Genomic DNA, 21202 nt, shown 5'->3' with positions numbered 1-21202 from the left:
GTTAAGCACGCCGCCAGCGTTCATTCTGAGCCAGGATCAAACTCTCCACTTAAATCGTACGTATCTTATAAATACGGATAAGCGAAAATAAAAATTAACTTGGCCCGCTTATTGCCACTATTTAGTTTTCAAAGATCAAGGCTCTGATCATTCGGCTTTAGCGCCTGTAAAAGAACCTGATGTTTTGTCGTCAACCTTTGGGCAGCGACAATTGCCATTTATATGATTTTATCGCCGGCCTGTCAACAACAAATTTTGCTTTTTTTCATTTTTTTTACTTTCGGGTTTTGGCAATCTTGTTTCTCCCAAACCCGGGGCAGTGGCTATGGCCCTGAACATTTGCAATGTCCGCCCGATTCAAGGGCTGCCCGTCAAATGAATTTCTGCGTTCTACATGTCGTGCAGGGCTTTGTCAACCATAAAAATGCCCTGCCGCACCATGTTTTTTTATCTAGCTGCAAAAACTTCGGATTTGCTCCGCCACATAGGCCTGCTGATCTTCGGTTAACTCAGGGAACACCGGAATCGCAAGGGTCCGGGCCGCTGCTGCTTCGGCCTCGGGCATCTGGCCGGCGGCATACCCCAGATCGGCAAAACACTGCTGCATGTGCAGGCAAACCGGGTAATAAATCTCGCAGCCCACCCCGGCGGCCTGCAAAAAATCGCGAAGCGCATCCCGCTTTGATTCCGCAGAAATGACAAACTGATTGTAAATATGCCGGTCCTGTTTTTCCAGGGGACATCCGATGATCTCGTCGATCCCGGCTTCTGCAAACAACTGCCGGTATCTGGCGGCATTTTCCTGCCGCTTTTGTGTCCACTGATCCAGGCGGGCAAGCTTGATGGACACGATTGCCGCCTGGATGGCATCAAGCCGGAAATTGCCGCCAATGTAGCGGTGGTAATACTTGGGGCTGGCCCCGTGAACCCGAAGGATTTTTAACATTTCATAATAGGAATCCGAATTGGTGGTCACAATGCCGCCGTCACCAAACCCGCCGAGGTTTTTGGAAGGAAAAAAGGAAAAACATCCAAAATCCCCCAATGACCCCGCCCGCTGCCCCTTGTATTCCGCGCCCATGGCCTGGGCGGCATCCTCGATGACAACCCAGTTGTTTTCACGGGCCAGGGCATTGATGGGATCCATTTCCGCGCACTGGCCGTATAAGTGCACCGGCATCACGGCCTTGACGCTTTGGCGCGTCTTTTCATCCATGCGGCGGACTGCGGCTTCCAGCTTTTGGGGGCAAATATTATAGGTATCCGGCTCAATATCCACAAAAACCGGCACTGCTCCCACCCGGGCAATGGAGCCGGCTGTGGCAAAAAACGTATACGGGGTTGTGATCACCCGGTCGCCTTCACCAATGCCGGCAGCCATCAGGGAAAGCAGCAGCGCATCAGTGCCCGATGACACCCCCACTGCATACCGGGTGCCGCAGTAGCCGGCAACCTCTTCTTCAAGCTTTTCAACATACGGACCAAGAATAAAATGCTGGGAATCGTAAATCTTTTCAGTAACCGCCAGGCACTCCTGCCTGATGGACGCATACTGGAGCTTCAGGTCAAGTAACGGGACATACATGCGTTATTCCTCGCATTTTCAGCGGCATCATCCATAATGCCAATGGTTTACGCTCACAGCACTCAGCCGGCCCTCTTTTGCGCAGCCAACCCGCCCAATGCCGGCCTCTAAGCTGTCTTCTTCCGGCCGTTGCCCTTTTTGCCGTTGCCGTTTTTGCCGTTGCCGTTTGCTTTTTTCTGGTATTTGCCGTTTCCGCTTTTGCTGTTGCCGTTGTTGCCCGAGCCGGCCTGGTGCACGGGGGCACAAACCGTGTACACGGCATCATAGCCCAGAAGCGTATTGACCTCCTGACGGAGGGCCACGCCGGCCCTGATCTTCATTTCCTCGGGCAAGGCAATGACGGTTTCGGTTTTGGCCGGGATGCGCACGTGCAAAAACCCCTTGCACGCCCCGGGGTATTTCTGCAAAACGGCCAGCAGATTCTCCATGGCCTGTTTTTCCACGCTTTCGGCGTCAACCCGGATATGCAGGCTTGCCGCCCAGTTGGTTTCGGCATCAGCAATGCGGATCACGCTGTCGGCCAGGATCTTGGTGCTTTTCTCATTTTTCTGAACCTGGCCCTGAACAAATGCCGGGGTCTCCAGCACCAGCACGTCGGCAACAGCGGCATACAGATCCGGAAACACAACCACTTCCACGGAGCCATGCATATCCTCGATATTCAAAAAAGCCATTGGATCGCCCTTTTTGGTCATGATGGTCTTGATATGCTTGACAATGCCCCCAAGGCGCACAATCTCACGGTCCCCCACGGCATCCTCGGCAACGGAAAGGGCATCCGCGTTGGCATACTTTTCCATTATATCCTGGTATTCATCCAGGGGATGACCGGTGATATAAAATCCAATGGCCTCCTTTTCCAGTTCCAGCATATGCTTTTCATCCCATTCGGGAAGCTCGGAAATGACCGGCGCATTGATGGCATCCGCATCCTGGCCGGAGCCGCCGAAAAGCGACATCTGTGGATCGTTTCGTTCCTTTTGCACCCGCTGGCCGTAATCCAGGGCATCATCTGCAGATGCCATGAGCGCGGCCCGGGTGTATCCTGTAGAGTCAAAGGCTCCGCATTGAATCAGGCTTTCCAGGACCCGTTTGTTGACCTTACGCAGGTCCACCCGCTGGCAGAAATCAAAAATTGATTCAAACCGGCCCTGCTTCCGGATTTCGATAATGGATTCAATGGCGGATTCGCCCACGTTTTTGACCGCTGCCAGCCCGAAACGGATCTTTTCGCCGGAAACCGTAAAGCCCTTGTGACTTTCATTGATATCCGGCGGCAGAATCGCGATATTCATGTTTCTGCATTCGGCAATGTATTTGGCCACGTTGTCCGAGGAATTCATCTCAGAAGTGAGCACCGCTGCCATGAATTCTTCCGGGAAATGCGCTTTGAGATAGGCGGTCTGGTAGGCGATTAAGGCGTAAGCTGCGCTGTGGGACTTGTTAAAGCCATAGCCGGCAAAGGTCTCGATGAGCTCAAACAGCTCATTGGCCTTTTGTTCATCAATGCCGTTTTCCACCGCGCCCTTGACAAACCGGTCGCGCTGTTTGGCCATGACATCGACAATTTTCTTGCCCATGGCTTTTCTGAGATTGTCCGCCTCGGCCATGGAAAAGCTGCCCACCTCGCTTGCGATCTTCATGACCTGTTCCTGGTAAAGAATCACGCCGTAGGTGTTGTTTAAAATCGGTTCGAGCTGCGGTATGAGGTACTGCACTTTCTGGCGGCCGTGCTTGCGCTCCACGTAGTCGTCATGCATGCCGCTGCCCATGGGCCCGGGCCTGTAAAGCGCCACCAGGGCCGTAACCTCGGCAAAACTTTCCGGCTTCATCCGGGTGAGCAGATCCCGCATGCCCGCACTTTCCAGCTGAAACACCCCGGTGGTATTGCCGGCTGAAAGCAGCTGAAAGGTTTTTTCGTCGGACAAATCCAGATGGCCCAGATCCGGCGGGCGCTTTCCAAGGGATTCGATGATCTGCAGGGCATTGGCCATGATCGTCAGGTTGCGCAGGCCCAGAAAATCAAATTTCACCAGCCCGATTTTTTCCACCATTTTCATGTCGTACTGGGTCAGCACTTCGCCGCGTTTGCCTTTATATAAGGGCAAATACTCCACCAGGGGCTTGTCCCCGATGACCACGCCGGCGGCATGAGTGGAAGCATGACGGTTTAGCCCCTCCAGGGACCGGGAGATTTCGATGAGTTCGCCGATCACCGGATTGGACTGGGCCCGTTCCGCCAGCTTGGGTTCCAGTTCCATGGCCTTTTCCAGGGTCATGCCCGGGGTTTCGGGCACCAGCTTGGCGATTTCATCGACTTCGCTCAGTGCGATGTTCAAAGCCCGGCCCACGTCCCGGATCACTGCCCGGGCCTTCATTTTCCCGTATGTAATGATCTGGGCAACGTACTCGGGGCCGCCGTAGCGGTCCACGACATAGTGAAACACCTCTTCTCTGCCGTATATGCAAAAATCCACGTCAATATCGGGCATGCTCTGGCGGGAAGGGTTTAAGAAACGCTCAAATATCAGTCCGTTTTCAATGGGATCCAGATCCGTAATGCCCAGGGCATAGGCCACCAGGCTGCCTGCAGCCGAGCCGCGGCCCGGACCCACGGGGATGTTGCGCTTTTTGGCATATTCAATAAAATCGGCCACAATAAGAAAATAGCCGGGAAATCCCATGGAATTGATCACGTCAATTTCATAGTCCACCCGCTTTCGGTAAACAGATTCCGCCACATCCGGATTCTTTTCCCGGATTTTTTCCATCCGGGCCTCGTAGCCACTTCGAACCTTTTCCTCAAAGAGTTCGGATTCAGAGCGATCATCCGTGAGATTAAAATTGGGGAAATGATGGGTATTGAAATCAAATTCAACATGGCAGCGATCGGCAATCTGCTTGGTATTGGACAGCGCCTCCGGACAATGGGAAAAGGATTTTTCCATGTCCTTCGGGGACTTGAAGTAAAGCTCGCCATTGCCAAAACGCATCCGGTCGGCGTCATCCATTGTCTTGCCGGTCTGGATACACAAAAGCACCTCGTGAGCCCGCTCATCTCCGGCATCCAGGTAATGACAGTCATTGGTGGCAACCAGTGGCAAAGAAAGACGCCGGCCCATGTCCATCAGGGCCTCATTGACGGCTTTCTGGTCCTCCATGCCGTTGTGCTGAAGCTCAAGGTAAAAATTATCCGGACCCAGCACCTCCGAATAAAACCGTGCGGCTTCCTCTGCCAGATCAACACGCCCTTCGAGGATGCGCATGGGGATTTCACCCTTAATGCAGGCAGACAGGCCGATCAAACCCTCGGCATGCTGCCTGAGCACCTGCTTGTCAATGCGCGGCTTGTGATAAAATCCCTCCACACTTGCCATAGTGGCCAATTTACAAAGGTTTTTGTACCCTGTCTGATTTCTGGCCAGCAGCACCAGGTGGCTCATGTCCCTATGGTCGGCCTGTGTCCTGTCCTGCAGGGTCCGGGGGGCCACGTAGCACTCGCAGCCGATAACGGGTTTGATGCCGGCATTGCAGGCCTGCTGATAAAAATCAACCACCCCGAACATCGTACCGTGGTCCGTGATGGCCACAGCCGGCATGTCATATTCCTTTGCCCGGGCCAGCAGATCCCGTATCCGAATGGCCCCGTCAAGGAGGCTGTATTCGGTATGCACGTGAAGGTGTACGAAACCGGAGGGATTGATACTCATGCTTGCCTCTTAGTCCAGGCTGTAGTTGGGTGCTTCCTTGGTGATAATGACGTCATGGGCATGGCTTTCGCGGAGGCCTGCCGGACTGATTTTGACAAAACGGGCTTTTTGGCGCAACTCCTCTATGGAATTGGCACCCACGTAGCCCATGCCGGATTTTAATCCGCCCACGAGCTGATAGACATTTTCGCCGATGGTACCCCGATAGGGAACCCGGCCCACGATGCCTTCAGGTACCAGCTTATCGGCCTCCTGCTGGTCCTCCTGGTGATAGCGGTCCCGGCTGCCGTCCTGCATGGCCTCAAGCGAACCCATCCCCCGGTAGGCCTTGTAGCTTCTGCCCTGATAGATAATTTTCTCGCCGGGACTTTCCTCTGTTCCGGCAAACAATCCGCCGATCATCACTGAGTTGGCCCCGGCCCCCAGGGCCTTGGTCAGATCCCCGGAATACTTGATGCCGCCGTCTGCAATAATGGGCACCCCGGTTTTTTCAGACACCGGCCGGCAGTTCATGATGGCCGTGAGCTGCGGCACGCCGATACCTGCCACAATTCGGGTTGTGCAAATGGAGCCGGGACCGATCCCGATTTTCACAGCATCCACCCCGGCCTCGATCAATGCCTCTGCCCCTTCGGGCGTTCCCACGTTACCGGCGACCACCTCCACCTCGGAAAACCGTTTCTTGAGAAGCTTGACTGCGCTGAGGACATTGGCGGAAAATCCATGAGAGGTGTCGATGAGCAGGATATCCACATCCGCCTGGACCAGGGCCTCGGCCCGGGCCTCCATGTCCTCGCCCACGCCAATGGCGCCGCCAACCCGGAGACGGCCCAGGTCATCTTTGCATGCATGGGGGTATTTCTTAAGTTTTTCAATATCCTTGATGGTGATCATGCCCGTGAGCCGGCCTTCGGGATTGACCACCAGCAGCTTTTCAATTCGATGGGCATGAAGCATCTTCTTGGACTCCTCCAGGCTGATGCCTTCGGCCACGGTAATCAGATTTTCCCGGGTCATCACCTCGTCCACCCGTTTGTCCAGATCCGTGATAAAACGCAGATCCCGGTTGGTGACAATGCCCACAAGCTTTTCCCCTACCGTGACCGGAACACCGGATATCCGATACTGCTGCATGAGCTTTAACACGTTGCGGATGGGCACATCCGGCGAGGTGGTCACCGGATCCACGATCATTCCGCTTTCCGATTTCTTCACATTGCGCACTTCCCGGCACTGCCGCTCAATGCTCATGTTGCGGTGAATAAACCCGATGCCGCCGGCCCGCGCCATGCTGATGGCGGTTCTTCCCTCGGTTACTGTGTCCATTGCAGCGCTGCAGATGGGTATATTGACGTTGATGTTCCGGGTCAGCCGGGTAGCGGTGCTCACAGCACTGGGCACCACGTCTGAGTAGCCCGGAAGCAACAATACGTCATCAAAGGAATAAGCTTCCTCAAGGGGTCGATTCTCCATTATTTTCCTCCCGCAAAACAAATGAATAAAATGATAGATGAATGATTTCCTGATGGATTCAGCAAAAATTCATATGTAGAATATCAACAAACAATCCGGTTTCCGGAAATCAACCCTTAAAACAGACTATCGCAGACCCCGGAATCTGTGATACAAAAATGTGCATTGGGCGATATCGCCCTCCTGGCCGAATTATAACCATAAAACAAAAAGAAAAAAAGCCAGAGGCCATGTTAATTCACATCAATCCGGAAAACCCGCAGCCCCGGCTCATTGCCAGGGCCGTTTCAGTACTCAAAGACGGCGGCATCATCGCCTATCCAACAGATACGTACTACGGTATCGGCTGCGACCTGTTGAACAAAAAAGCCATTGAAAACATCTATCGCCTCAAAAAACGCGACAAACGGGAACCTTTTAGCTTTATCTGCTCGGACTTAAAAAACATCAGCGACTATGCCAAAGTCACCAACTACGCCTATAAAACCATGAAACGGCTGCTTCCCGGCCCTTATACCTTTATTCTCGAAGGCTCCCGCCAGGTGCCCAAGATCATGCTCGCCCGGAGAAAAACCGTGGGCATCCGGGTACCGGATCACAATATCTGCATCGAACTGGTCAAAAGCCTGGGGCACCCGGTTATTTCAACAAGTGCCGCCACGCCCGGGGGCGATATTTTCAATGACCCGTCGTTTATTCAGGAGCATTTCCAAAATAGCATCGATTTGATTATCGACGGCGGTCCGGTTCCGGGAGAACCCTCCAGCGTGATCTCGCTGATCGGAGACGAGCCCGAAATCCTGCGTGAAGGGCTGGGCAGGCTCGAGGAGGTTTAACAATCAGGGTGATTGGCCCGGGGAGTAGATATAGCCGCCGGAAAGAACGCCGGTGCTGATTTCTCCGAGCTGTTGCCGGACTCCGGACGAAACCCTGTCAAGTACGTAATTGATAATGGACAATTTTTCCTCGGGCGGATATACAATTTCAGGCTTTCCCTGTATACCGCCCTTTTCTGCAGCCCAGTCCACGGCATCATACAGATTGCCGATCCTGTCGACCAGGCCGTACTGTTTTGCGCCCTGCCCGGTAATGATCCGGCCATCAGCGACTTCAGCCACGTCCTGCCGATTCATTTTCCGGCCGGCGGCCACATCATCGACAAACTGGCCATGCACGGTGTCGACAAAATCCTGAAGCAATTTTTTCTCATCACCGGTCATTTCCCGCAGCGGCGATCCAATATCCTTATACTTTCCGCTGGTGATGGTCACCGGGTAAAGACCAATTTTCTCAAACAACGCCTCGAAATTGGTGTATTCCATGAGTACACCGATGCTGCCGGTGATGGTGCCGGCATTGGCCACAATCCCGTCGGCCGCAGATGCGATATAATATCCCCCGGAAGCAGCCACCGCTCCCATGGAGGCGATCACCGGCTTATTTTCCCGAATCTTTCGGATTTCCCGGAATATTTCCTGGGACGGACCCACTGCCCCGCCCGGGGAATCAATGCGCACCACAATGGCCTTTATTGCCCCCGACCGGGCAAACTCCCGCAGATTCTGCAGAACCGGGCCGGCTTCCAGGATGGCGCCCTTGACTTCGATCACACCAACTTTTTCACCATAGTGCATCTGCCGCTTTTCCGGCGAGAACAAGCCGATCACAGACAGAATAACACTGGTGGCCGCGATCAGGCCGGCAACCATTAAAAGAAAAAACAGATACGGATGTCTTCGGGAAAACATGGAAACCGCCTGCATTAAAAATTCCAATAAAAAAACCGGCGGATCGAAAAACAGCAGGGGCAGGCATGGGCTTATGCCATGCCTGCCCGCTTATGTCAGGATTCTTACGATCATACCGCCGGTCAGATTTTGACCTCAGGTTTATTGCAGATCTTGGGGCTCTTGCGTTTCGGGATCTTCGGCTTCCGGTGCCTGATTTTCCGCCTCACCGGTCTCATCAGGCGCGTCTGCAGTCAATGCCCCGGCCTGTTGGTGGTCTGCGGCTTCTTCTTGCACTTTTTTGGCCTCGCCGTTGAATTTTTCCATTAAATTTTCCTTCAACAGTTCACCAAAACTCGAAGGCGCAGCCTTTGAATTGCTCACATAATCGTGGAGCAGCTCCTGCTCGTCATCGACTTCCAGCCGCTTGATGGACAACCCGATACGGCGCTCATCCGTATTGATATTAATAACCCGGGCAGTGAGCTGATCGCCCACATTGTACATGCCCACGGGAGTTTTGATCTTTTCCTTGCTGATCTCGGAAACATGCACCAGACCTTCAATGCCTTCTTCCAGTTCCACGAATATACCGAAATCCGTTACATTGGTGACCATCCCGTTGATATCGGTTCCCACTGGATAACGTTCTCCGACGGTTTTCCAGGGATCGTCATGGAGCTGCTTGACACCAAGGGAAAAACGCTCGTTCTGCTTGTCAATGTCAAGCACTTTGGCCTGAACCGTATCCCCCTTCTTGTAGAGCTCGGAGGGGTGCTTGATGCGGCGGGTCCAGGAAAGATCGGAGATGTGAACCAATCCGTCAATGTCATCATCAATGCCGATGAATATGCCGAAATCAGTAATATTTTTAATTTTGCCTTCAATGATGGAGCCCACAGGATATTTTTCGCTGATCACATCCCAGGGATTGGGCATGGTTTGTTTCATTCCCAGTGAAATCCTGCGGCTTTCCGGCTTGATATCCAGCACCACAGCCTCGACCTGCTCGCCCACGGACACCACCTTGGACGGATGGCGGATTTTACGGGTCCACGACATTTCAGAAACATGGATCAGGCCCTCAATTCCCTCTTCGACTTCCACGAAAGCCCCGTAATCCGTAAGACTGACAACCCGGCCGGTAAGCTTGGTGCCCACGGGGTATTTGTCCGAAGCAAAGCTCCAGGGATCGGGCACTAGCTGTTTCATTCCCAGCGAAACCCGCTCGGTCTGCGGATCAAATGATAGAATCATGACCTGTATGGGATCACCGATAGCAAACAATTCAGACGGATGCTTGACCCGGCCCCAGGAAATATCAGTGATGTGGAGCAGGCCGTCAACTCCGCCCAGATCCACAAACACCCCGTATTCCGTAATATTTTTCACCGTGCCGTCCATCACCTTGTTCTCTTCAATGGCGGCCAGGGTTTCGGAGCGCTTCATCTCGCGTTCGGCTTCCAGAATCACCCGGCGGGACAACACAATGTTATTTCGCTTACGGTTGAACTTGAGGACTTTGAAATCAAAGGACTGGCCAACCATTTCATCCAGATTGCGAATGGGGCGCAGGTCGGCCTGGGATCCCGGCAGAAAAGCCTGAACCCCGATATCAACGGAAAAACCGCCCTTGACCCGGTGCGTGATCACGCCCTCAATGGTGCCCTCGGCCTCGTAGACTTCCTTGATGGCGTCCCAGACCTTGACCTTGGCGGCTTTTTCCTTGGATAAAAGGACGCGCTCTTCTTCTTCGTCCCACCACTCGATCATGACCTCAACGTCATCATCCACTGCAGCCTGGACGTTTCCCTCACTGTCCTTAAACTCATTGATGGGAATCAGCCCCTCGGACTTGTAGCCCACATCCACCAAAACGTGATCCCGGTCCACGGAGATGATACGCCCGTTGACGACCTCGCCTTCTTCAAATCGTTTGAGGCTTTCTTCATACATCTCCATCAGGGATTCCATGCTCTGCTCGCCATCCTCCGGGATGTCGACGTCCGCAGCAACCGATGCGCCCTCGATGTCTCTTGTGTCTTGTTCTTCAGTGTTTTCTTGAAAATTTTCCATTTACAACAATACCCCCTTTGGCCGTTTTAAGATACTCCCTGTATGCAAAGGAGTATAGGTGCGCTTTATTAACAGAGCAAAAGCAAAAACACAACAGTTAATTTCAACCCTTACCCCTCCCGGTATCCCGAATAACGGCCATCATTTCATCGACCACGGCAGTTGCGCCCCTGCTTGTGGAATCGATATAAACCGCGTCGTCAGCCGCCTTTAAGGGCGCAATGGAGCGGCCGGCATCATTGGCATCGCGCTTTTGCATGTCCTTTTCCACCTGCTCAAGGCTAAGGCCCGGGTCTCCGGCAAGCTCCAGGTACCTGCGCCGGGCACGCACGTGCAGATCCGCGATCAAAAAAAATTTGACGTCCGCATCCGGAAAAACGACTGTTCCCATGTCCCGGCCCTCAAAAACGGCGGATTTTTCAGCTCCCAGCCGCCGCTGCAAGGCCAGCAGGGCGCGGCGCACCTCTGGCCTTGCCGATGCGACCGAGGCCAGCATGGTGATTTCCGGGTTCCGGATCTCTCCGGTGATATCCACGCCTGCGGACAACAGGCGCAGAACCCTGTCGCGGCGGACAAAGCGCAAATCCAGATCCGCCAGCACCCGGGCCAGGCCTTTTTCGTCCTCCGGGTCCACCTGCCGGACACGCATTTCACGGGCCACGCCCCGGTACAGCGCACCGGTGTCCACATAAGTATAGCCCAGCCGGTCTGCCAGGGCGCGGCTCACGGTGGTCTTGCCTGCACCTGCCGGGCCGTCTATGGTTATCAGAAGAGGTTTCAAGCGATTGGATTCCTTTATTTGCCGGGCTGCATCTGGTTGATGACCTTTTCAAACGCATCCAGAAACCGCTGGTTTTCCTCCCGGGTTCCGGCACTGATGCGGATGTATTCGGGATAACCGTACGACACCATGGAGCGTACGATAACTCCCTGCCGGAGCATGGCCTCAAAAAACGCATCCGCATCGCATTTGACGTCAATGAGAAAAAAATTGGCTTCAGAGGGAAAATAATTCACACCCATGTGCTCCAGGGCGGCATACATGAATTCAAGCTCACCGCGCACAAGGCGGACGGTTTTTTCCATAAATGCGTCATCATCCAAGGCCGCGCATGCTCCGGCCTGGGCCAGGGCATTGGCGTTAAAGGGCTGGCGCACCCGGTGGAGCCAGCCGGCCAGTTCCTCGGGCATCACCCCGTAGCCGATGCGGATGCCGGCAAGTCCGTAGGCCTTGGAAAATGTCCGCAGCACCACCACCGGCCGCTGCCCTGTGCAGTATGCCAGGCCGTCTGCGCAGTCCGGGTCTGCGGCAAATTCAATATAGGCCTCATCAATGACCACCACCGCCTGGTCGGGCACTTTTCCCAGAAACTTTTCAAATTCAGACCGGGTGATAATGGTGCCCGTTGGATTGACCGGGTTGTTGAGAAAAATCATGCGCGTTTTTTCCGTGATCTGGGCCGCCATTTGGTCCAAATCCACGAAAAGGGACTTCAGGGGCACAAATACCGGCAGGGCCCCGGCCGAGCGCACCATGATCTCATACATGAGAAACGAGGGCGCGGTCATCACGGCCTCATCTCCGGGCTGCATCAGCGCCCGGGTCAGCATGCCGATAATCTCGTCAGAGCCGTTGCCCAAAACCACGTTGCCGGGGGCCACCCCGAGTTTGCGGGCGATTTTTTCCACCAGGGCATAACCGCGGCCGTCCGGATACCGGTGCAGCTTGTCCATGGCCACGTGCATGGCATCGACGGCAAGCGGCGATGGGCCGAGGGGGTTTTCATTGGATGCCAGTTTTACGGAACCGGAGATACCGTACTCCCGCTCCAGTTCCTCGATGGGCTTTCCGGGCTTGTAAGCCTGGATGGCTTGAATGTAGTCAGGAATATTGAGTTTCATTGTTTTTCCCCATCTGTGATTTTATCCGGAACAGATCCGGTTTTGGGCGCCCACGGCTTAAACGGCTTTGTCTTCCACCTGTGGTGGACCCAGAACCACTGCTGCGGGTACCGGCGGATCATGTCTTCAATTACCTTATTATATAAGGCAGTGGCCGCCTCAATATCCTTGGTCTTGTCCCGGGTCTCGATTTTTGGCAGGGCCGGGTGGCATTCCACCCGGTAATACCCCTTTTCTCGGACCAAAAACACGGGCACCACCGGTGCACCGGTTCTTCTGGCCAGCAGGGCCATGCCCTTGCCGGTACACGCCGGGCTACCGAAAAAATCCACAAACACCCCGTCTTTTACCCGGGCGTTCTGGTCCAGCAGCATGCCAATGAGTTCATTGTTATGTAACGCCGAAAGCATACCGCGCATGGCCCGCCGCTTGGCCAGCAGGCGGGCGCCGTAGCGGCTGCGCTGGCTTATGAAAAAACGGTCCAATGGCTCAAACTCCAGGGGCCGGTACATGGCGCTGACCGGCAGGCCCACCTGTCCCATGGCCAGGGGAAGCAGTTCCCAGTTTCCGATATGGCCGGTCAGCACAAGCACGCCCTTTTTTTCCCCCAGAGCGGCCTGTAAATGGTGCATGCCGGAAAACCGAAAATGTTTCCGGATATCGGTGTGGTTGAGGCGCAAAGACCAACCGATTTCAAAAACAATGCGAACAAGGCTGCAAAACACGCTTCTGGCCATGGCCCGGATCTGCTGCGGGGTCATTTGGCCGCCAAATACACGCCCAATATTGGATACGGCAATCTCCCGATGCCGCCGGTCTGCGGCAAACCAGAGCCGGCCCAGCCAATTGGCCGCATGCACGGCGGTTTTCCGCGGGATCAGGCCAATAAGAAAAAATCCCTGTACAATGAGAAAATAAAAAAAGGCATCCAGATACCGCCGTTTTTCCGGGTCCTGTGCTGAGCCATTGAAATTGCGTTGATTGACAGAATTCATTAGCCCGGCTTAACATGTTTTCCCGCTTTTGTTCAAGTGTGATGGCACCGTAAAAGTTTTGCCCTTTTACGGTGCCATCTAAAAACTTACTTTTTACAAAAGCATAAGTGTGATCATTTGACCGGCAGCTTTCTTGACTTGCAGGACAATCCGGGATATTTCTGCCAGCAGATCGGTTATTTTGCGGCATGCTCCGCAAAGAGGATTTTGATGGCGACAAATCGATTATCCAATGTGGCGGGCTTTGATGATGCACCGTTTTCCCGGACGCATGCGGGCAGTGTGCCTGTTGTGGCAACGGTGTATGCGGATCTGCGCTTTGACGGAGTTTTAACCGGCAAAATCGAAAAGGACGGATTTGACGCAGCGGAAAAAATCGCGGCCATGGTGAGCCAATCCCGGTTTGCCCGACACGTCCGGCTAATTTTGCTCCAGGGCATAGCACTTGGGGGATTTAACGTAGTGGATGTGTTCGGGCTGCATGACCGGCTGGGTCTGCCGGTCGTGGCGGTGGCCAGAAAACAGCCGGACATGACCGCCATAAAAAACGCGCTGCTCTCCCACATTGCCCGGGGCCGGGAAAAATGGGCAATCATTGAAAAACTCGGCCCCATGGAGCCCTTGGAAAATGTTTATGTCCAGCGGGTGGGGCTTTCGTCCGCTGAGGCCGCGGCCGTGCTCAGGCGATTTTGTATCCACGGCCGCATCCCTGAACCCATACGCACCGCTCACCTGATTGCCACGGCCATGGCCTGCGGACAGAGCCGGGGGCATCCTTGATGTTGGTTTTTTTAACTCCGGTAATCTTCCGCGGAAATCTCATAACGGCGCATGATCTGCTGAAGGGACTGGCGTTCGAGCCCGCATTTTTTGGCTGCACGGGTCACGTTGCCGCCGGTCTGCTGAAGCAGCGTTCCGATATATTCTGCGTTAAATGCGTGCAGCACCGTCTCCTTGGCCTCCCGGTAGGGCAGATGGCTTACATCCGCGTAACCGCAGCCTTGATTTTCTGCAGTCGCATCATCCACCGGGTGTTTTAAGTCCTGCGGGTTGATGGTCCGGCCGGAGGAAAACAGAATTGCCTGAATGACGATGTTTTCCAATTCCCGGACATTTCCCTCCCAGTGGCGGGATTTTAAATGCGCCATTAATTCAGAAGAAAACGTCTTGTGCGGTTCGTTTAACCGGCTGCGATGCTTGCGCAGAAGATGCTCGGCAATCAGGGGAATGTCATTTCTGCGGTCGCGCAATGGCGGCAGGTGCACCGGCAGCACGGCCAGGCGGTAAAAAAAATCCTCCCGGAATGTGCCATCCCGGATTTTGGCCTTTAAATCCTGGTTGGTGGAGGCAATGATGCGCACATCCACATGAACGGAACGGGTATCGCCAAGGGGCTTGATCTCACGTTCCTGGAGCACCCGCAGCAGCTTGGTCTGGATGGCCGGACTGACATCCCCGATTTCATCGAGAAAAATGGTGCCCCCGTCAGCCTCCTGAAACAAACCGGTCTTGTTCTGGGTGGCATGGGTGAATGCCCCTTTTTTGTATCCGAACAATTCGCTTTCCAGAATCTGCTCGGGCACGGTAGGGCAATTGACCGCAACAAACGGGCCCTTGCTGCGGCTGCTGATGGAATGAATGGCCCTGGCGGTTAAATCCTTGCCTGTGCCGGACTCGCCGGTTATCAACACGGTCATTTCGGTCTGGGCCACCATGCGGATGGTTTCAAACACACTTTGCATGGCATCAGACTGGCCCACCAGGCCATAAAACGCCGGACCGTGTGGATCGCTTTGCTTCAGCAGCCGGTTTTCAGAGATCAGACGGCTGCGCTCCAGGGCTTTTTCCAGCCGGAACACCAGGGTTTCATGGTCAAAGGGCTTGGTGACAAAATCATAGGCCCCCTGCTTCATGGCCTGGACCGCGTACTCAATGGAGCCGTAGGCAGTCATCATGACAACTGTGAGTTCCGGCCATTTTCGCTTGATGAGTTCCAGCAATTCAAGGCCGTCCATGCCCGGCATCCGGATATCGATAAGGGCCAGATCAAAAGGGCTTTTTTCCAGGGTCTGCAGGGCGGACTTGCCGGAATCCGCGGTCCTGACCCGGCAGTTTAAATCCGGCTCCAGGCTCCGGGCCAGCAGTTCGAGCATATCGGGCTCATCATCAACGACCAGGATATGGTGTTCATCCATTTGCGCCACCTCCTTCAGAATCGGAGACAGGCAGCAGAAGCGTAAATACCGAGCCCTTTCCGACACGACTTTGCACGCGGATATCTCCGCCGTGGCTTTTGGCAATGCCGTAGCTTACCGCAAGGCCCAGCCCTGTGCCCTCGCCTGTGGATTTGGTGGTGAAAAAGGGATCAAATATACGGGTCAGATTCTTTTCCTCAATGCCATAGCCGTTATCGGCGATATCGATTTCCAGCCGCCGGTTGGATTCATCAAAGCGGGTGGCAATGGTGATGGTGCCGTCCTGCTCCACGGCATGTGCGGCATTCATCAAAAGGTTGACCAGCACCTGCTTTATCTTTTTTTCATCCATGCGAATGTTGGGCATATTTTGGGAAAACTCCTTGTAAATCCGGATGTTTTCCATCTTTGAACGATGCTGAACAAACACCAGCGTCTCCTCGATGACTTCGTGAATATTGAGATCGGCCATTTCCGGCTGAGAGCGGCGGGCAAAATTCAGCAAATCCTCCACAATGGATTTGCAGCTCTGTGCATGCTTTAAAATCACCTGCAGGTCTTTTCTGCGCTGGGAATCCTCGGATTCTCCCCGCAGCAGCAGCTGGGTATAACCCTGAATAACCCCCAGGGGATTGTTGATCTCGTGGGCAATTCCAGAAGAGAGCTTTCCGATGGAAGCCAGTCGATCTGCATGGGCCATCTGCTTTTCCTGGTGGATTAAGGCATCCGTGCGATCCTGAATCCGCTTTTCCAGATCCTGGTTTAACGCAAGCAGTTCCTGGTGTGTATCCTGAAGGGCCCGGCGGTCCATGGTGATTTGCTGATAGACGTGCCACACTCGGTTGAAAAACAATGTGGCCGCAGCCACGATGATGAGCAAAAAGGTATTGATGCCGCCGGCAAAAGGCCGCAGCCCGTCCCACAAATCCGGCCGGCCGGCCAGGGAGAAAAACTGTTTGAGGATATGGCCGCCGGAACGCGATACCGCAAACCCGGCCAAACAGCAGCAGAGCCACAACATATAAGTCCACACAACATTGTCTGCCTGGCTTCTGCGCAACCGGACAGCCCTGCGCACACACAAGAAGGAAAAAACAATCATCAAAGCTGAACCGATCATGTCCACCAGGCGGATTGGCACATCCGGTACAATCATGAGCTGCCTTCCTGGCCCGGGTCCATACTCCGAACCGGATCGGTCAGGCGCCGCAGCCCCATGTAAAGGAAAACCATGCCGGGCACACAAAGCAAATGGTCCAGCTTCATAAAATAGTACAGCAGGCCGAGCCAAGCCCGGTCACCTGCGGCGTAGATATGAATCTGCCAGTCCGAGGCCCGGGCAACCCGGATCAACTCCGTCTGCTCATCCATATAATGCACCAAGAAAGCATCCAGGGACCAGAGGATAAAAAATACCGAGGCATATTGGATCAGCCGCCATCCGGGCTGGCGCACCAGATGCCTGGATCGCAGCCAATAAATCAGGATACCCATGGCGACAATAAAAAAAATATGGGATAGCTGATGGGTATACAGACCTTCCGGGGCCCCGTGGGCCTGAGTGGCATAGGCCGGCGGGGCAAGCCGAAACAAAAAAATCCACCCCAACCAAAACAGCCTGTTTATCTTCATAACTTGCTTTCTCGCCACCCGGGTGCCATAATTATAGAAAGGGCCTGTCAGAAGCATCCCAAAAGCATTATTGTTGTTTGTTTGCTCAAGGCCTCGCAAAAAAACGAAGGACGGAATGATTTTGCTAAACATAGAAGCAATTTCCGTACCAAATTAGTATTTTTTCTATATTCGGACCCGAAAAGGGTTTTTTCCTTTGTTCACGGGCACCGGCATTGCAAAAACATTCCAGGACAGCCGGTTACCGGGAATTTTTTGCGCAACTTTTTTATTGCGATCCACAGGCAATGCCGGGGCATTTCAGGAGAAAAACCTTGCACAATTTTCATGGCATCGCAATAAAAAACTTGCATTTAATTTTGCCAACCCTCGGAAAGCCCCAGGCAAACGCAAATCAAGAAAGACACAATATGATATGATTTCAGACAGCTTTAACGCTTGCTGAATTATTATTGCACTCAAAGAACCAAACTTTAGGACGTTTCGCATGGTATGATTATTGCTTTCACACTTTAAATCTTTTTGGTTGCACCCATGCAACCCATGTTTGCGGAGCAGAAATCCGGATACGGCAATAAAAACAAGAAAAGCGAACAGGAGGTGTACATGTCGGTACGCAGAAACAGAATGCAAGTTTTTTGGATGGTGATTGCAGCCGCCCTTGTATGGTGCGCGCAGCCCGCCCTGGCACAGGTCCAGGCGGAAATTGACAAGCAGGAATACCTGGCCGGTGATACAGTTACCATTTCCGGCCAAATCGAGCCGGGAAAAGATTTATACATTGCAATCGCTTCCCAGCGCAAATTTGCTCCCAACGAGGCCGGCGGCGTCAATGAAATCAAAAGCCTGAACGCTGCTGTAGAGAAAAACGCTTTTGAGGCAGACACGTCAGTACCTGTATTTTACTACATGCTCACCAACAACCCCGACCAGTTCGGCACAGTGGAGAAAAAGCGCTTTGGCGGCCCCTCCTTTGTCAAGGGCATCTACAGCACCACCATGTTTAAGCTCGCTGACTGGCAGGGGCTGGACCAGGAAGCCAAAGGCATGCTCGGGCCCTTAAAAACCCCGGAAGAATGGGCTTTTTACAAATACAACCATGAAAACAGTTATGGGATCAACACCATTACCAAGGAACGCACCCAGGTGGGCAAAGTCACCATTTTTGCCAGAAGCGTGCTCACTGATTCTGAAAAAAGCGGCAATTACTGGGACGAAGGCACAACGATCGACCTGGACAAAACCACGGGCGAATTTACCGCCACGTTTGAGTCCTTCCGTCACACCCCGCCTGACACTGCCTTTAACGTGGTTGTCAACGGAGAAGAAATCGGCGAATATACCCTGGCCGGAAACGGCTTTTGGCTGTCTCTGGGCGGCCGGTACATGAACCCGCTCTGGATTATTCTCGGTGCAATTCTGGTGGGCGCATTTTTCTCGCTGATCGGGGCTGCCGGCGGCATGCTCATGGCCGCCTACCAGGTGATGGTGGTCAACACCATGGGACCTGTGGGCATCAACGCGGCCAACGTGCTTCGCCCCTCCAACGTGGCCCTGACCCTGTTTTCGCCCCTGGGCTCGTTTTACCGTTACGCGATCAAGGAACGGCGCGTGGCATGGCCCGTGGGTCTGTCCTTTGGCGTGGGCATTCTCATCGGCTCCATCTGGCTGGGCAAGTACGTAACCGAGGTGCTGCCACTTGCCTCTTACAAGGAATGGCTGGCCGTGCTGGTGGTACTCATGGGCCTCCGGACCCTGTATGAGCTCACCCCCCAGGCCATGAAAAAACGCCAGAACATCAAGGCCATGACCAAGAAGTTCAACGAGGAAGTCCAGAAGGCCAAGGAAGAAGGCCGGGCTGCCCGCATGGGCCGCATTGAGCCCATGTCCACCGGTGCCAACAAACTGTTTAACTACCAGTTCAAGTTCTGGGGCGAGGAATTCAAGATCAACCCCTTGCTCTTTGGCATCATCGGCCTCGGTATCGGCATCGTGGCCCGGGCGTTTGGCATCGGCGGCGGCTTTTTGCTCACCCCGATCATGACCATGGTTGGCGCGCTGCCCATGTACGTGGCCGTGCCCGTGGCCCTGGTTGGAACCTGCTTTTCCAGTATCGGCTCGTTTATCGGCTACCTGTTAAACGGATACCTGCCCGACCTCTGGATCGCCATCGCCATTATCATCGGCGGTTTTGTGGGCGGATACCTCGGCAGCCGGATGCAGAAGATGTTTACCGAAGTACAACTCAAGGTCATCCTGGCGGTTGTGCTGTTTTTCCTCTTCTTCCGGTTTTTCAAAATCGAAATCTGGATCTAGGGTGTTTCAGCAATGATGGACACACTCTGGATGTTTATTGTAACAATGGTACAGCATGGGCAGCAAGGGCTGAACATTTTGTTCGGCCCCCTGCACATGCTGGGCCCGACCGCTGCTGTGGCCGGCATTGCCGTGCTCACAGCAGCGGTTACCAGGGTGTTTGGCAAAAAGTTCAAGACAAAGCGTTACAAGGAACTGGAGCAGGAGTTTTATTACTGGTATGATGTCAAGCAGCAGGCGCTTCAGCTAAAAGACGCGGATCCGGAAAAGGCCAAACAGCTCGGGCGCAACATCGACCAGGGGCATCTCAACAAGGTCTATTACGACTTTTTTTTCGAAGGTTTTTTAAAAAACCTTTTGACAATGTATATTCCTCTGTTTCTGATGCTGGGATACGTCAATGCCACCTATGCGCCTGAAGCGCTGGAAGCCATGACAGGCAAAAGCCACCTGTTTATCCTTCCCTGGTTCAACGGGCAGCAGTATCCCATTGGCGCTGTTTTCTGGTTTGTCTGCTGTGTTTTGTTTTTCTATGTCGCCGCATTCGTTATCCGGATCAGACTTGAAAAGAAACAAAACAGCACCGCTTCGGCGGAAAAGGCAGTATAATGCAGTCTGTCCGAATGTTTACAGAATGGATGGATGCGGTATTTCCCGATTGGTATGCCCTGTTGTCCGCACTTCTTATGGGCGTCTTTGGCGTTATTGCCATTGGTATTGTGGTATGCGGCCTTGCCCCGGACCTGTTGTTTGCCTGGCTCCCCCCTGTCACGGCCTTTTGCGGCGCTGCTGCAGGCTACAGGTTCCGGGAAAAACGTTTTTCAGCCAGCAGCACAGCCAACCGGCTGCTGACCCTTGGCGCCGGAACAGGGCCGGCAATCGCTGCAGCCGTTCTGCAGGTCATCGTGGACCGGAATTTTTTCGGCACCCATCCATCCTTATCTCTGCTGGCCGTTTTTTTTGCCTGCGGAATTTTCGGCGCGGCCGGCGGGCACTGGCTGTACCGCAAATATGAAATGATTGACCCAAACCGCCCGGCAACAAAGGAGTTACCAAAATCATGAGCAAATACTACCTCTTTCAGGATCAAAAACGATGCATCGGGTGCATGGCCTGTGTGGCGGCCTGCAAAAGCCGGCAGGCCCTTCCCAGGGGCCCGTTCCCATCCCTGGTGGTTGCAGTCGGCCCCCGGCGGGTGGGCAACCTGCCCAGAACCGCTTATACCTTCATGCCCTGCTTTCACTGTGAAAATCCGTGGTGTGTGGCCGCCTGTCCCACAGGTGCCATGCGCCCCCGCACAGAAGACGGCATTGTCACAGTGGATCCGGATCTTTGCGTGGGATGCAAAACATGCATATCCGCCTGTCCATGGGGGGCGCCGCAATGGAATCCGGAAACCGGCAAAGCCGTCAAGTGCGACTACTGCTACGAACGGGTCGAAGCGGGTCTGGAACCGGCCTGCGTGACGGTGTGCCCGACAAAATGTCTTTATTTCGGCACCCCGGATGAAATCCCGGAAGTCAGGCGGGAACGCTATGCCAGGGCCCGGGCCCAGGATTTATAATTAGGACTTATAACCGGACCAGCACAA

General features: G+C 54.0%; 17 protein-coding genes. 6 read left to right on the top strand and 11 right to left on the bottom strand.

The features are described 5' to 3' along the window. Nucleotides 1-451 precede the first annotated feature (451 nt). From HNR65_RS16690 to guaB, 3 genes are all read right to left on the bottom strand, one after another. The gene (locus HNR65_RS16690) at nt 452-1585 is read right to left on the bottom strand and encodes a DegT/DnrJ/EryC1/StrS family aminotransferase (RefSeq protein ID WP_181552672.1); all 1134 of its coding nucleotides are present in this window, start codon (nt 1583-1585) and stop codon (nt 452-454) included. Between the two features lie 107 nt (nt 1586-1692). Next, nucleotides 1693-5295, bottom strand: a complete 3603-nt coding sequence (gene dnaE / locus HNR65_RS16685) for a DNA polymerase III subunit alpha (RefSeq protein ID WP_181552671.1) — start codon at nt 5293-5295, stop codon at nt 1693-1695. 9 nt (nt 5296-5304) lie between these two features. Next, complete coding sequence (gene guaB, locus HNR65_RS16680; RefSeq protein ID WP_181552670.1) at nt 5305-6768, bottom strand: IMP dehydrogenase; 1464 nt, start codon at nt 6766-6768, stop codon at nt 5305-5307. A 230-nt stretch (nt 6769-6998) separates the two neighbouring features. Here guaB and HNR65_RS16675 point away from each other — a divergent pair, with 230 nt between their 5' ends. Next, nucleotides 6999-7604 carry an L-threonylcarbamoyladenylate synthase gene (locus tag HNR65_RS16675; RefSeq protein WP_181552669.1) on the top strand — a complete coding sequence of 202 codons (606 nt, stop codon included), beginning with the start codon at nt 6999-7001 and terminating at the stop codon, nt 7602-7604. Between the two features lie 3 nt (nt 7605-7607). On the opposite strand, the gene sppA is transcribed toward HNR65_RS16675, so the two are convergent. The 5 genes from sppA to HNR65_RS16650 form a co-directional block, all read right to left on the bottom strand. Then, nucleotides 7608-8516: a signal peptide peptidase SppA gene (gene sppA, locus HNR65_RS16670; protein WP_181552668.1), complete on the bottom strand. Its 909-nt coding sequence runs from the start codon at nt 8514-8516 to the stop codon at nt 7608-7610. A gap of 141 nt (nt 8517-8657) precedes the next feature. Beyond that, nucleotides 8658-10571 carry a 30S ribosomal protein S1 gene (locus HNR65_RS16665; RefSeq protein WP_181552667.1) on the bottom strand — a complete coding sequence of 638 codons (1914 nt, stop codon included), beginning with the start codon at nt 10569-10571 and terminating at the stop codon, nt 8658-8660. Between the two features lie 103 nt (nt 10572-10674). Next, the gene (gene cmk, locus HNR65_RS16660) at nt 10675-11352 is read right to left on the bottom strand and encodes a (d)CMP kinase (protein ID WP_181552666.1); all 678 of its coding nucleotides are present in this window, start codon (nt 11350-11352) and stop codon (nt 10675-10677) included. A gap of 14 nt (nt 11353-11366) precedes the next feature. Further along, nucleotides 11367-12473, bottom strand: a complete 1107-nt coding sequence (gene hisC / locus HNR65_RS16655) for a histidinol-phosphate transaminase (RefSeq protein ID WP_181552665.1) — start codon at nt 12471-12473, stop codon at nt 11367-11369. Further along, nucleotides 12470-13468, bottom strand: a complete 999-nt coding sequence (locus HNR65_RS16650; protein ID WP_181552664.1) for a lysophospholipid acyltransferase family protein — start codon at nt 13466-13468, stop codon at nt 12470-12472. Before HNR65_RS16650 ends, hisC begins: the two co-directional genes overlap by 4 nt. Nucleotides 13469-13678: 210 nt before the next feature. On the opposite strand from HNR65_RS16650, the gene HNR65_RS16645 reads away from it, so the two are divergent. Then, a complete protein-coding gene (locus tag HNR65_RS16645) occupies nt 13679-14248 on the top strand; it encodes an endonuclease dU (RefSeq protein WP_181552663.1) in 570 nt (189 codons plus the stop codon). Nucleotides 14249-14259: 11 nt separating this feature from the next. On the opposite strand, the gene HNR65_RS16640 is transcribed toward HNR65_RS16645, so the two are convergent. Genes HNR65_RS16640 through HNR65_RS16630 form a run of 3 tightly spaced genes read right to left on the bottom strand, consistent with a single transcriptional unit; the run spans nt 14260 to nt 17295 of the window. Next, on the bottom strand, nt 14260-15663 hold the full coding sequence (locus tag HNR65_RS16640) for a sigma-54-dependent transcriptional regulator (RefSeq protein WP_181552662.1): 1404 nt from the start codon (nt 15661-15663) through the stop codon (nt 14260-14262). Continuing rightward, nucleotides 15656-16819, bottom strand: a complete 1164-nt coding sequence (locus HNR65_RS16635) for a sensor histidine kinase (protein WP_181552661.1) — start codon at nt 16817-16819, stop codon at nt 15656-15658. Before HNR65_RS16635 ends, HNR65_RS16640 begins: the two co-directional genes overlap by 8 nt. Further along, a complete protein-coding gene (locus tag HNR65_RS16630) occupies nt 16816-17295 on the bottom strand; it encodes a hypothetical protein (protein WP_181552660.1) in 480 nt (159 codons plus the stop codon). The genes HNR65_RS16635 and HNR65_RS16630 overlap by 4 nt, the downstream gene beginning before the upstream one ends. 627 nt (nt 17296-17922) lie before the next feature. On the opposite strand from HNR65_RS16630, the gene HNR65_RS16625 reads away from it, so the two are divergent. Genes HNR65_RS16625 through HNR65_RS16610 form a run of 4 tightly spaced genes read left to right on the top strand, consistent with a single transcriptional unit; the run spans nt 17923 to nt 21175 of the window. Beyond that, a complete protein-coding gene (locus tag HNR65_RS16625) occupies nt 17923-19611 on the top strand; it encodes a sulfite exporter TauE/SafE family protein (RefSeq protein WP_181552659.1) in 1689 nt (562 codons plus the stop codon). 12 nt (nt 19612-19623) lie between these two features. Then, entirely contained in the window at nt 19624-20220 is a 597-nt protein-coding gene (locus tag HNR65_RS16620; protein WP_181552658.1) for a hypothetical protein, read from the top strand. Next, complete coding sequence (locus tag HNR65_RS16615; RefSeq protein ID WP_181552657.1) at nt 20220-20675, top strand: hypothetical protein; 456 nt, start codon at nt 20220-20222, stop codon at nt 20673-20675. Before HNR65_RS16620 ends, HNR65_RS16615 begins: the two co-directional genes overlap by 1 nt. Beyond that, nucleotides 20672-21175 carry a 4Fe-4S dicluster domain-containing protein gene (locus HNR65_RS16610; protein ID WP_181552656.1) on the top strand — a complete coding sequence of 168 codons (504 nt, stop codon included), beginning with the start codon at nt 20672-20674 and terminating at the stop codon, nt 21173-21175. Before HNR65_RS16615 ends, HNR65_RS16610 begins: the two co-directional genes overlap by 4 nt. Nucleotides 21176-21202: the final 27 nt, after the last annotated feature.

The sequence above is a fragment of the Desulfosalsimonas propionicica genome (assembly GCF_013761005.1).
Taxonomy (GTDB): domain Bacteria; phylum Desulfobacterota; class Desulfobacteria; order Desulfobacterales; family Desulfosalsimonadaceae; genus Desulfosalsimonas; species Desulfosalsimonas propionicica.
Note: the sequence above shows the minus strand (reverse complement) of the source record. Positions and strands in the feature narration are given on the sequence as shown.